Annotated in this window: 11 protein-coding genes; 9 read left to right on the top strand and 2 right to left on the bottom strand. The window is 39.9% G+C overall.

Features of this window, described 5'->3' with window-relative positions:
* Positions 1-56: 56 nt before the first annotated feature.
* Both EOK74_RS01375 and priA read right to left on the bottom strand, forming a co-directional pair.
* Positions 57-602, bottom strand: coding sequence for an SPOR domain-containing protein (locus tag EOK74_RS01375; protein WP_133468107.1), 546 nt, complete (start codon positions 600-602; stop codon positions 57-59).
* Between the two features lie 105 nt (positions 603-707).
* On the bottom strand, positions 708-2,888 hold the full coding sequence (priA, locus tag EOK74_RS01370; protein ID WP_133468106.1) for a primosomal protein N': 2,181 nt from the start codon (positions 2,886-2,888) through the stop codon (positions 708-710).
* A gap of 209 nt (positions 2,889-3,097) precedes the next feature.
* On the opposite strand from priA, the gene EOK74_RS01365 reads away from it, so the two are divergent.
* The 9 genes from EOK74_RS01365 to EOK74_RS01325 all read left to right on the top strand — a co-directional run bounded on the left by EOK74_RS01365 (position 3,098) and on the right by EOK74_RS01325 (position 12,185).
* A complete protein-coding gene (locus EOK74_RS01365; RefSeq protein WP_133468105.1) occupies positions 3,098-5,140 on the top strand; it encodes an EAL domain-containing protein in 2,043 nt (680 codons plus the stop codon).
* Between the two features lie 236 nt (positions 5,141-5,376).
* On the top strand, positions 5,377-5,589 hold the full coding sequence (gene rpmE / locus EOK74_RS01360; RefSeq protein ID WP_133468104.1) for a 50S ribosomal protein L31: 213 nt from the start codon (positions 5,377-5,379) through the stop codon (positions 5,587-5,589).
* A 291-nt stretch (positions 5,590-5,880) separates the two neighbouring features.
* A complete protein-coding gene (locus EOK74_RS01355; protein WP_205964455.1) occupies positions 5,881-6,198 on the top strand; it encodes a hypothetical protein in 318 nt (105 codons plus the stop codon).
* A 107-nt stretch (positions 6,199-6,305) separates the two neighbouring features.
* Positions 6,306-6,896 (top strand): hypothetical protein, encoded by a 591-nt coding sequence (locus EOK74_RS01350; protein WP_133468103.1) that lies wholly within the window; start codon positions 6,306-6,308, stop codon positions 6,894-6,896.
* Positions 6,897-6,910: 14 nt separating this feature from the next.
* On the top strand, positions 6,911-7,588 hold the full coding sequence (locus EOK74_RS01345; protein ID WP_133468102.1) for an RDD family protein: 678 nt from the start codon (positions 6,911-6,913) through the stop codon (positions 7,586-7,588).
* On the top strand, positions 7,585-8,535 hold the full coding sequence (locus EOK74_RS01340; RefSeq protein ID WP_133468101.1) for a stage II sporulation protein M: 951 nt from the start codon (positions 7,585-7,587) through the stop codon (positions 8,533-8,535). The genes EOK74_RS01345 and EOK74_RS01340 overlap by 4 nt, the downstream gene beginning before the upstream one ends.
* Complete coding sequence (locus EOK74_RS01335; protein ID WP_133468100.1) at positions 8,525-10,066, top strand: hypothetical protein; 1,542 nt, start codon at positions 8,525-8,527, stop codon at positions 10,064-10,066. The genes EOK74_RS01340 and EOK74_RS01335 overlap by 11 nt, the downstream gene beginning before the upstream one ends.
* A complete protein-coding gene (locus tag EOK74_RS01330) occupies positions 10,063-11,220 on the top strand; it encodes a DUF4350 domain-containing protein (RefSeq protein WP_133468099.1) in 1,158 nt (385 codons plus the stop codon). The genes EOK74_RS01335 and EOK74_RS01330 overlap by 4 nt, the downstream gene beginning before the upstream one ends.
* Positions 11,217-12,185, top strand: coding sequence for an AAA family ATPase (locus tag EOK74_RS01325; RefSeq protein ID WP_133468098.1), 969 nt, complete (start codon positions 11,217-11,219; stop codon positions 12,183-12,185). The genes EOK74_RS01330 and EOK74_RS01325 overlap by 4 nt, the downstream gene beginning before the upstream one ends.
* Positions 12,186-12,190 lie beyond the last annotated feature (5 nt).

The raw sequence follows: 12,190 nt of genomic DNA, 5'->3' as shown, positions 1-12,190 counted from the left end.
CTTTAAGATTATGGCTAACTCGCACATTTAGGTGTGCCGGTTAGCTCAAAACCTTATTAGTTTAAATTCCAGTTCCAAATCTTACAGCCAATAATTTTAGCTCTTTGCAAGGTGTGGCGATCTTTTTCAGCCAAGCGCTTACTGTCATAAGGCCCTAAAATCACCCGATACCACAAACCAGAAGTGCCTTTACTTGATCGTACCTGGGCTTCTAAACCTTGAAATGCAATTTGAGCTTTTAGTTCTTGGGCTTGGTGTTCTTTTCTAAATGAACCACATTGCATTAGCCTTTGCACTATAGGTTGGTCTTGTTCTTGTTGCTCAATCTCCACTGTGTATTCCGGTAATGTTTTAATGAACTCCCATTCTTCTTCGGGTATTTCGGGTAGAGCTTCACCATTTTCGGCTATTTGTACTTGAGAGCTAGTTTCAATCTCGGCCTCAGTATATGGTGCTTTACCCTTAATACTCCATAAAAAATAAGCAAATAATCCTAGCAGGCTAAGAGTGATGATAATTCTTAACCAAGGTAATGAAGCTTTAGGAGGCGGAGGAGCTGGTTTTTTATTACGGCCGCGGGCCACGTAATCTTTAGGAGCCATGAAAATGATATATCCGAAAACAGGGAGAGAAACGACGTATTATTTTACCTTGACTGATATTTTCATCAATCAGTATCTTTATTATTTTTGAGTTAGGTTGCAATCCTAGCTAAAGTCTCGAGGATCAATATCCAAAGACCACCTCACTTTATTGGCAAGGGGCAAGTCTTCTATCTGATGTATATGCTGCCCAAGGGCGTGTTGTAAATGACTGCGCTGTGTACTTTGAAGAACGAGTTGCATGCGATATTGACCTTGCCTTTTTTCCATCAAAGCAGGAATAGGTCCGATACAAAACACATTGGGATCCTGATCAAAAAAGTGTCTAACATGAGCTAAAAATTCGTGTGCAAGCTGTGCACTCATTGCTTGTGCTTTAAAAAGTGCTTGAAAAGTATAGGGAGGCAGTGCCGCATGCTCTCTCTCTAATAATGCATATCGAGCAAAGTGCCCATAACCATTGTTGATTAAATCTTGCAGTAAGGGATGAGCTGGATCGTGAGTTTGTAGCCACATTTCACCGGGCTTTTCAGCGCGACCTGCACGACCCGCTACTTGGGTAATTAGCTGTGCTAAATGCTCTGCCGCTCTGTAGTCTGCACTAAAAAGAGCACCGTCTATATCTAAGATCAATACTAGGGTTACATTAGGAAAATGATGCCCTTTCGATAAAATTTGAGTACCTATTAGAATTTGGTGTTCGTTATTGTTAATGCTGTCTAGCATTTTATCGAGTTTGTTTTTACCTCTGGCGCTATCGCTATCAATACGGATACTGCTGTACTCGGGAAAGTACTCTGCTAAGCCATGCTCTAACTGTTCAGTGCCCACCCCTATGGCGGTTAAGTCTTCTGAGTGGCAATTTTGGCAATGTCTGGGAATAGGTTTAGCACTACCACAATGGTGGCATTGCAGCTTATTCAGCAGCTTATGCAGCGTGTAGGGTTTGTCACAGCGTTTGCATTGCTCAATATGTCCACATTGATGACAGGTTAAAGCAGGGGCATAACCGCGGCGATTGATAAACAACATTACCTGACTGCCTTGCTGCAAGTGCTGCTTGATCCTATCTAACATGCCTTGGGCTAAGCCAAATTGAACCTGTTGTTGACGAATATCAAACACATGCTGGCTAGCAACCGAGGCATTACCGGCCCGTTGTTTAAGTATTAAGTGCTGGTATTTTCCTGTTAGGGCATTGTTTAGGGTTTCTAATGCTGGTGTTGCGGTACCTAACACAAGGGGGATATTTTCTGCGTGGGCGCGGACAACGGCTAGATCTCTGGCATGGTAACGTAAGCCATCTTGTTGTTTATAGGATGCATCATGCTCCTCATCAACAATGAGTAAACCAGGATTGAGTATGGGGGTGAAAATGGCAGAGCGGGTACCAATTACAATACCAAGTTGTCCTTTGCTGCTTTGCTGCCACACCTGTAAACGCTCAAGGTTAGTTAATCCAGAATGTAATACCCCTACCTCTATTCCAAATCGATACTTAAATCGGTGTACGGTTTGAGGTGTCAGGCCTATTTCGGGAACCAGTATTAATACTTGTTTACCTTGTTTTAAAACAGGCTCAATGGCTTGTAGATAAACTTCTGTTTTCCCACTGCCAGTTATACCCTCTAGTAAAAAGCTACTATATTGACCTAGCGCACCTTCGATGCAGCTAATGGCAATTGCCTGCTCAACATTAGGTGTGGGTTTGTCTACTACTGTCAGTTGCTGTTGCCAATTAGTCTCCAACTTAGGTGCTTTCTCGACCTTAACTATTAAATCTTTATCTAGCAGTGCTTTAATGGCTGGTGCACCAAACTCTGTATTGGCAATGGTTTTTGTTAATTCTGAAGCTTGTAGTTTTTCGAGTAATTTTTGCTGTTTTGGTGCCCGTGATAATTCAGCTAATTCTAATTTTGCACCTGATTCGCTGGTTGTTAAAAAAGTAACTGGTTTGGGTAAGCTAGATTCTCCCTTGCGAAGAGCTACTGGTAAAGCTGATTGCACTACATCACCTATTGGGTGTTTGTAGTAATGAGCTAACCAGTTACATAGTTTAAGTAAGGTTTTATCTAATACTGGCGTATCGTCAATGACCTCCTCAACTGGTTTTAACTTAGCAATATCCCATTCTGACTCAGATGCGATCTCCCAAACAACGCCTATAAGTTTGCGTGGCCCAAAGGGGACGCGTACTCTTACTCCCACTTCGGGCATTATGCCCTCGTAATGGTAATCAAATAGTCTACGTTTAGGTATTGGTAGGGCGACACGAAGTATTGCCATAGATATTATTGGACCTGCTCTTAGTTCTTAAATTAATACTTGATATAAGATTTTTAAACGGCTGTTTAGCCTACAACTTTAGTCTAGTCAGCATTGTGTTCTTAATAGCCAATCTATAAGATCAAAGCTGAAGAAGATGGTGATAGTTAGATAATGCATCATATTATTCATGTACGAAACAACTGTATTGAATTTTGCAAGGGAGCCTGATGTTATTTAATACCATTAAAAATACCACATCGTCCATTTCCGTCATTGCAATATGTTTTGTCAGCTTAGCCATTTTATATTTTTCAATTCAGGAGCATGAAAAACTATATTTTGAGTCAGTAAAGGGAGATCTTGATGCATTGTCTGAAAATATGTCAAGTGACTTAGTTCCCATGCTTGCAGTGCAGCCTGATGAATTCGAACTGGCAACCATGCTATTACGTTTAGACCCTTACGATAATGTGAAGTATGCTTTCATCTATGATGACAAGTGGCATCCTCTGCAGAGTTACCATGGTAAGGCATTTACTCAAGTGAAGTCTAAGTCTTATGCACAATACGAAGGAGTTAAAACCAAGCTGCCTGGCGTTTATGTCGATAACGATGAATTGGTTGCTTTAAAATTAGTAGGGGATGAACTTTTTCCTTTAGGGTATTTGCGTATTGTCCTCGACTCTAGCGGTCCATTAAATAAGAGTAAACAGAGCCTTCTTAAGCAAGTTCTTCCCATTACTCTGGTGCTGCTAATTGTTGTATTTGCCTTTCTCCTTTGGGTACAAGCAAGGTTGTTTTTCCCGCTTAGTCATTTGTCTCGCATCGCTCAAAAAATTCAAAAAACCCATGATTATTCTTTAAAAATTAATATTAAAGGAAAGCAAGAAGTTACGTCACTGAGTACAGACCTTAATTTTATGATGGAGACAATTAACCAAGAGACTCAAAAAAATAAGAAATATACTAATAAGTTAATGGAGCAACAGAAAACCATGGAGCGGCTGGCGAATTTTGATGGTTTAACAGGCTTACCAAATCGTCAGTTTTTCATGGAAACGCTCCGTTTAGAGTTGTCTAAAGCAAAACGCGAAAACCAAAATTTAGTTTTGATGTACTTCGATTTAGATGGCTTTAAAGGCGTGAACGACTCTTTTGGTCATGAAGTCGGTGATTTAGTTTTGTTAGAAGTGTGTAACCGATGTAAATCAATCTTACGAGAGGATGATCTAATATCACGCTTAGGAGGAGATGAGTTTTTAATCTTGTTACATAATGACCCAAATGAACTTGAGTTATTTCAGTTATCTGAGCGACTTGTTGCAGGTCTGAATAAACCTTTCCATATACGTTCATGGGAAGTGCAGATTGGTGTGAGTATTGGTATTGCTCAAGCTCAAGATTCACATTTTAATGTGAGTGAATTTATTAGTAATGCCGATATTGCTATGTACCGCTCAAAAATGGCGGGTAGAAGTCGACATACAGTTTTTGTGCCTGAGATGATGGAAGAAAATAAACGTCGCCTGCTCATTGCTAATTCGATTGCAAATGCGATTAAAGAAGACGAATTTGACATTCACTATCAAGGAAAAGTTAACTCAGATGCTATCGTAGTCGGCTATGAAGCATTGATAAGGTGGAAAAGTGACACACTAGGCATAATATCGCCAGCAGAGTTTATACCTATAGCAGAACAAAGTGGAAAGATATTATCGATCACCAAATGGGTAATTGAAAAAGTCTGTCAAGAGCTAGAGCAAGTCTTAGCATTACATGATGATACAATCGTTGTGTCTTTAAATTTATCAGCTTTTGATATTAAAAATATTGCACTTGTTGATTACATTAAAGATATGTTTACTCGATATAAAGTTGATACTTCAAATATCGAGTTTGAAGTGACCGAATCTGCCTACTTGGATAATTTCGAATTAGCTAATCAGTTTATTTCACATTTACGTGAAATGGGCTGCTCTATTGCGTTAGATGATTTTGGTGCAGGATATTCTTCATTAGGTTACTTGACCCAAATAGAATTGAATACTTTAAAAATTGATAAACAATTCGTCGATAACCTTAACGTTTCTGTTCGCAGTACGCTAATTACCAAAACAATTATCGAAATGGCGAAGCAGTTAAACTTGAAAATTTGTGCTGAGGGTGTAGAAACCCGTGAACAGGCGAATTTTCTAATTTCAAATGGGTGTCATCAATTACAGGGGTATTTATTTTCTAGACCCACTAGTTTAGCTGATTTGAAATCTTGACCTCAATTGAGTTTCACTAAACCGTTATTACCTCATTTTAATCAACATTTACAATGTCTATTAACCTGAACCAGCTTGGTTTAATGGTGATAAAAACAACAAAAACCTTGATCACGCTTGGCTCTTACATTACTATGCGCGCCACTTTGCGGCTAGCCACAAAGTTTTTAATTTAATTTTCGTATGGTGTTCAACTTCGGGTTGGATAGCGATGCGGCCTGACGAAGAGGTAACCCATGAAAGAAGGTATCCATCCTGATTACCAGGAAATGACAGCAAACTGTTCTTGCGGAAACGTAATCAAAGTACGTTCTACTTTGAAAAAAGAACTTAACTTAGACGTATGTTCATCTTGCCACCCATTCTACACCGGTAAGCAACGTAACGTAGATACGGGCGGCCGTGTTGATAAGTTTAACAAACGTTTTGCTGGTCTTAAAAAGAAGTAAACTGTTTGTAGTCTGAAAAGACAAAAATTAAAGGCGCTTAAATAGCGCCTTTTTTATGCCTGTAATTTAGCGCTGTTGGTCTGTTTTAAAATCTCCCTACGCCTTATTGTCATTGTTTATTGAGTTTGCTTATTACTGATTCATAACGAGTACTTAGGTTTCTTATGAATCCACATTAATACAAAAGTTAATTGGGTAAAGTGGGGTAAGCTCTTGTTTACAATAGAGTAAAAATAATGTCATAGTCACTATACAGGTGCTGTTAAATATAAAAATAATAAGGAATCTATTTTGTCTGAATCAAATGTCTATACCGCTCCGGATGCGAATTTACATACCGAAGTTGAAAACAATTCTGGAATGGGAAAAGGCCACCCATTACCTGATGGTGTAAAAGGTTGGAGTTGGGGCGCATTTTTACTTAACTGGATTTGGTCTATCGGGAATTCTACTTGGATTGGTTTGATAGCATTGATTCCATATATAGGTTTTGTTATGGCTATAGTCTTGGGTATTAAAGGTCGAGAGTGGGCTTGGCAAAACAAAAAATGGGAAAGTGTAGAAGAATTTCAAAGGGTACAAAAAAATGGTCTTTTTGGGGAGTATTAATCGTACTTGGATTTTTCTTTATAGGCATTTTAGCAGCCATTTTGATACCTATGCTTGCCGCTTAATTAAACTTTAATCCCTAAAGTACACTATAAAAGGAATCTATTTTGCCGACTGATGATATTTATAAAGCTCCAGAAGCTGAACTTATAACTAACTCTAGCGACAGTGAAGAAGCCAAACCAGAGTTTTTCACTACAGCGATTAGTAAAATGATTATTTTGTCTGTATGTACTCTAAACCTTTATAGCTTTTATTGGTTTTACAAACATTGGACAGCACAAAAGTTGAATGCAAATCGCGACTGTTTACCGGTACTTCGTGCAATATTTCAGGTGTTCTTTGTTTACTCGTTATTTTCTACTATTAAAAATGAAGCAGGCCATAAATCGGTTAAAGCACCTTGGATGGCTGGCCCATTGGCGGTGTATTATATCGTGCTGCAAATTTTGCAAAATGTTAGCGATAACCTCCCTTCAATATCTGAAAATCTATTGTTTGACAGTCTTTTTTGGATCATTTTTGGATTAACCTCAATCATCCCTATGCTTGTTGTACAAAAGACTGCCAATACTTTAAATGATGATCCAGAAGGTATCACCAATAAAAAATTCGGTGCCGCTAATTGGGTGTTTACTCTTATTGGCATAGCTTTTTGGGGATTAATGGTCATTGGTTTACTGTTACCTGATGTGTAAACGTTAGCCTGCTGATGATAGACAACCGCTATGCCCTAGAAACCCCTGAAGGGATCGATATTATGTTGACGCCGGCTGGTATAGGCGTTCGCACTATGGCCTTTGTGGTTGATTTATTGATACGAGGCGTGGTTTTGTTTGCGGCATCAATGGCCTTACAGTTTACTGGCAATATGGGGCAGGGCCTGTTTTTCATTTTGCTGTTTTGTATAGAGTGGTTTTACCCTGTGTTATTTGAGATATATAGGGGGGCCACTCCAGGTAAGAAGTACTTTGGCTTAGTTGTGGTGTACGACAATGGACTCCCTATTACATTGCCGGGTTCAATGCTTCGAAATTTGTTTAGAAGTATAGATATTCTTCCTTTCGCTTATCTCAGTGGTTTTGTTGCCATTTTATGTTCTAAGCAATTTAAACGTATAGGTGACCATGTGGCGGGTACTATGGTGGTGTATCAAGATACGCCCAGTAAAGTGGAGCATTTTACTGTGGATGAACTGCCGCAAATCACCCTTTCACTAACCTTAGAGGAACAACAAACTATAGTGGCTTACGCAGAGCGAAGTCAGAGCTTTAGCGAAGAGCGCTTACAGGAACTGGCTAATCAACTTGAGCCTATGTTGGAGTGCCGTGGTGAAGAAGCCGTGATTAAATTAAAAGCCATGGCCGCAGGTTTAGTGGGTAAAGTATGAGGCAGAATGACTTTATTCAGTTAAAACAGCAAGACTGGCAGTTATTTAAAGAGCTACTTGAATCTTCTGAAGTCTCCGATGAGCATGATTTACCTAAAATGTTCAGGCAATTGACTCATGACCTATCCATCGCAAAAAGCCGCCATTACAGTCCTGCTTTAATTAGTCATTTAAATCAGTTGTTATTGTTAGGTCAGCAACAGCTTTATAAGCCTCATAATCGTATTTTGATGCCTTTGATGGTGTTTGTGAAACATACTTTCCCAGCACAACTTACCGAGTTTCGTTTTTATATTATTTGGGCCCATATTCTTTTTTATGGTGTGGCCTTATTGATGTTTGGTATTACCTTCTTGGAGCCTGAGTTTATTCGCAATGTGTTACCGAATGCTCAAGTTGTGCATTTAGAAGAAATGTATGATCCCAGTGATTCGCGCTTTGAAGAAGAAAGAGCATCTGATAGTGATTTCATTATGTTTGGCTATTATATCTTTAATAACATATCTATTGCCTTTCAATCCTTTGTTGGCGGCTTGTTATTAGGTTTTGGTGCCCTATATATTTTACTCTTTAATGCCTTATATTTTGGCGTGGTGAGTGCCCATATAGTAAATATAGGTTATCAGGATACGTTTTTCTCCTTTGTGATTACCCATGGGGCTTTTGAGTTAACGGCTATTGTTATATCAGCGGCAGCAGGCACTGTGATTGGCTACAGCTTAATTGCACCCAAAAAATTAAGCCGTATACATGCTATGAAGGCTTCTGCAAAAAAGGTATTTCCTTTAATTTTTGGCTCATTTTTGATGTTAGTCATTGCTGCTTTTATCGAAGCATTTTGGTCGTCTAGTCATTCTATTCCAAATTATGTGAAATATGCTGTCGGTGGCTTTTGCTGGGTTTGGGTTTTAGTGTACGTATTTAGGCGAGCGCCCAATGAAAATTGAAGCTTTAGCCATAGATACCCACCCTCGTAATAGTTGGAAGTCCTTTGATTTAGGTTGCAGAATGGCCATGCAGTGGTGGTGGCCTTTATATGGATTCATGCTGTGCAGCACGCTCCCATTTTTTTTGTTATTCACCTTACTCAGTCCTGAATATGGCGTGTACCTCTTGTGGTTATTAAAGCCTTGGTTTGAAAGGGGGTTATTGTATATACATAGCCGCCAAGTTTTTGGTCAACAGGTTTCAGTAGTCGAAGCCTTAAAAGCGTGGCAGTCACAAATTAAAGTCTATTGGTTGGCCAGTATAACGTGGCAGCGTTTATCTCCTAGTCGAGGCTTTGATTTACCTGTCGCTCAGCTGGAAGGTTTAAGAGGTGAAAAGCGTAAAGCTCGGCTGCGGTTATTGCATCAAACCACTGATGATAATAGTTTTTGGTGGTTGCTCATTTGTTTGCACTGGGAGTTGTTCATTACTTTTGGTTTGCTTATGTTAGTGAATATGCTGATACCGCTAGGATTTGAATGGAACATTGCAGAAGCTTTTTATTCTGAATCAAACCTCATACTTATTGCCTATAACGTTTGTTGGTATTTTGCCTTAGTTCTTATTGCACCCTTATTTATAGGGGGAGGTTTTGCCGCCTATTTGAACCGAAGGATCCTGTTAGAAGGCTGGGATATTGAACTAGGGCTAAAAAAGATACGCAATAGATGGTCAGCTAAACAAATCAGTTTACTTGTTATTTTAGTCGCTGGGTTAATGGGGTATGCAGCAGATGCTCCGGTTGCATACGCTCAAACTAACGAGCTTGAACAAGCAACTGAGGAGTTAGCAACGGACCCAGAAGAACCGCAACTGTCAGAAGACGCTCTTAAAAAGCACACAGCAATTAAAGAAAGCTTACAAGAAATACTGGCAGGCCCTCCATTTCACAATAAAGAGATGGTGAGAGACTGGCGCTGGACGGGATGGAAATGGGAGTCATCGGAATCTGAAGAGCCTCCTGATTTAAGTGGTTGGATGGGAGTTTTTGCTGTTATAGCCAAGTTTGCTGAAGTTATTTTGTGGGTATTGTTTATCTCAATCATTGGGTGGTTGTTATGGTTGAGCCGACACCAGTTAGCTAAACTTCTTAATATTAAAGTCGATCTTAAAAAGCAAAAAGTAGACTTGCCTGCATTTAGCCGTCACGAAAAGCAGCAAGGCTTGCCTAGTGATATCCCGGCTGAGTTAGATGCTTTGTTAGAGCAGCAAGCCTATCGCCAAGTTTTGTCTCTGTTACTAGTCAGCAGTTTAACCTACTTATATGAAAAGCATGATTTAAGTCTTACTGAATCCATGACAGAACTAGAATGTTTGGCTGAGATTAGGTCTAAAGTTCAGGGTGAAAGCTTGCGTTTTATGACCAGCCTAATTCAATTATGGATTGATTTAGCTTGGGCCCATAGATGGCCAAATGCTGAAAAAATGGCTGAGTTGTGTACACAGTGGCAGCAAGTGTTTCTGACTGTAGAAGCAGGTGAAACCCCATGAATCAAGGACACCTAAAATCTATTTTGTCGGTTTTGCTGGCCTTAATTGTCACAGTTTATGTCGTTAAAAGTATCGAGTTTTACGATAAAGAACAGGATGTCGCTGAAAGCAAAGAAGTGAGACAGCAACCCTTTTTAGCTACTCAAAAGCTGCTAGAAACCCATGATGTGACTATGGTGTTTGAGCAAGATTATCAGCGCCTGTATTCCAAGGACGATAACGGTATTACACCTAAAATAGAAGATACTGTGATTTTGGCGGATGCAGAGGCTGCAATTTCCTCTTCACTAGCTTCAAGCTTGCTGGGCTGGGTAGAGCAGGGGGGCTTTTTGATTGTATCGGTCAATGCAAGTGACCAATCCGATAGTCATAGAACCAATGCCTTGATTCAACAATTGGGTATAGGTGTGGAATGGGTTGGCGATGAATCAAGCCTTTATTCTGAGTATGAGCAGCAAATTAGCTCTATGAATGACCCCCATGGAGACCCCATTGAAGTTAGCTTAGAGAGTATTTATCGGATCACCTTTCCTGAAGAACTTGAACCATTTTATTCTGTCAGCAATGAGGAGGGTTACACCTTTGTTCAATTTGATAAAGGAGAAGGGTTAGTTACCCTAATGACAGATGTCCAAATTTGGAATAACTGGCAAATTGACGAGTATGATAACGCCATATTAATGCTGGGTCTGTTAGAGGAGTCTGATACTGTTTATTTGTTTAAGCCTGTAGAACAGCCCCACTGGTTTACCTTGCTTTATGGTCATGCTCCATTATTTATTTGGTTAGTGTGTGTATTGATCCTTTTAGCCATATGGCACTTTGGAAAGCGATTTGGCAGTGTGTCTGCTGGATATAAAACTGATAACTCTCGTTTTTCTGAGCATATTCGTGTGGCCGGTAATCACTATTGGCAGCATGGTCAACAACTAACCATGTTAACTCAAGTACGAAATACTATTTTACAACGAATCAATCAAAAATGGCCCAATACCAATAGCACAGACCAACAGAAAATAGTGCTCCTATTAGAAGAGCTATCTGGCTGGCCAACCGCGACGATTGAACAACTTATGTTTGATCAAAAAGAACTAAATCAAAACCAATACAGCCACTGTATCAAGGGGCTGCAACAACTCAGGAAGATGTTATGAGTGACACCTTAGATAACGATATTTTGCAGCAGGCAACACAAAAAATTGCTGTGCTAAAACAAAATGTAAGCCAAATATTGATAGGCCAAGATACTGTATTAGAACAAGTTATTATCGCATTCTTAGCGGGCGGTCATGTGTTGATTGAAGGCGTACCTGGGTTAGGCAAAACTTTGTTAATTAGGGCATTGGCGCAAAGCATTAGCCTTAATTACAAGCGGGTGCAATTTACACCTGATTTAATGCCTGCTGATGTAACCGGTCACTCTATGCTAGACGTATCAAGCGGTAAATTTGTACTGCGTAAGGGGCCTGCTTTTACCAACTTGTTACTGGCAGATGAAATTAACCGTGCTCCTGCTAAAACTCAAGCTGCCTTGTTAGAAGTGATGCAAGAGCATCAAATTACTATTGATGGCGAAAGCCATACCCTAGACGCACCATTTATGGTTTTAGCGACCCAAAACCCTATTGATAACGAAGGTACTTATCCGCTCCCAGAAGCTGAGCTAGACAGGTTTATGATGAAAGTGCAGGTAGAGTACCCAGAGCTTTCTGCTGAGATAGCTTTAACTCAAGGGATTACGGCAAATAGTCACAACGTACAAACTATTAATAGTGTTATCAGTGCAGAAGATGTGTTGTCGTTACAAGAGCTAGCCTCTAAAGTACTGGTGGATGAGAAGATTGTTGAATATGCCGTTGCTTTAGTTAGAGCTTCAAGAGAGTGGCAAGGGGTGGCCCATGGTGCCGGTGTTAGGGCGAGTATTGCGCTAATTCAAACCGCTAAGGTGCATGCTTTGATGCAAGGCAGTGGTTTTGTATTGCCAGACCATATTAAGGCTATGGTGTTTCCCGTACTTAGACACAGGATCATTTTGTCGGCTGAATTAGAAATATCTGGAGTCAACACCGAGCAAGTTTTAAATGACATAATCGCTAAAGTGCCAGCCCCAAGACAATGATTCGA

Source organism: Paraglaciecola marina (assembly GCF_004360155.1).
GTDB lineage: Bacteria > Pseudomonadota > Gammaproteobacteria > Enterobacterales > Alteromonadaceae > Paraglaciecola > Paraglaciecola marina.
The sequence above is the reverse complement of the archived record's forward strand: the minus strand, read 5'-3'. Positions and strand labels throughout refer to the sequence as shown.

Coding starts and splice junctions, on each gene's coding strand:
- EOK74_RS01375 (WP_133468107.1), bottom strand. CDS start 602: ATGGCTCCTAAAGATTACGTGGCCCGCGGCCGTAATAAAAAACCAGCT.
- priA (WP_133468106.1), bottom strand. CDS start 2,888: ATGGCAATACTTCGTGTCGCCCTACCAATACCTAAACGTAGACTATTT.
- EOK74_RS01365 (WP_133468105.1), top strand. CDS start 3,098: ATGTTATTTAATACCATTAAAAATACCACATCGTCCATTTCCGTCATT.
- rpmE (WP_133468104.1), top strand. CDS start 5,377: ATGAAAGAAGGTATCCATCCTGATTACCAGGAAATGACAGCAAACTGT.
- EOK74_RS01345 (WP_133468102.1), top strand. CDS start 6,911: ATGATAGACAACCGCTATGCCCTAGAAACCCCTGAAGGGATCGATATT.
- EOK74_RS01340 (WP_133468101.1), top strand. CDS start 7,585: ATGAGGCAGAATGACTTTATTCAGTTAAAACAGCAAGACTGGCAGTTA.
- EOK74_RS01335 (WP_133468100.1), top strand. CDS start 8,525: ATGAAAATTGAAGCTTTAGCCATAGATACCCACCCTCGTAATAGTTGG.
- EOK74_RS01330 (WP_133468099.1), top strand. CDS start 10,063: ATGAATCAAGGACACCTAAAATCTATTTTGTCGGTTTTGCTGGCCTTA.
- EOK74_RS01325 (WP_133468098.1), top strand. CDS start 11,217: ATGAGTGACACCTTAGATAACGATATTTTGCAGCAGGCAACACAAAAA.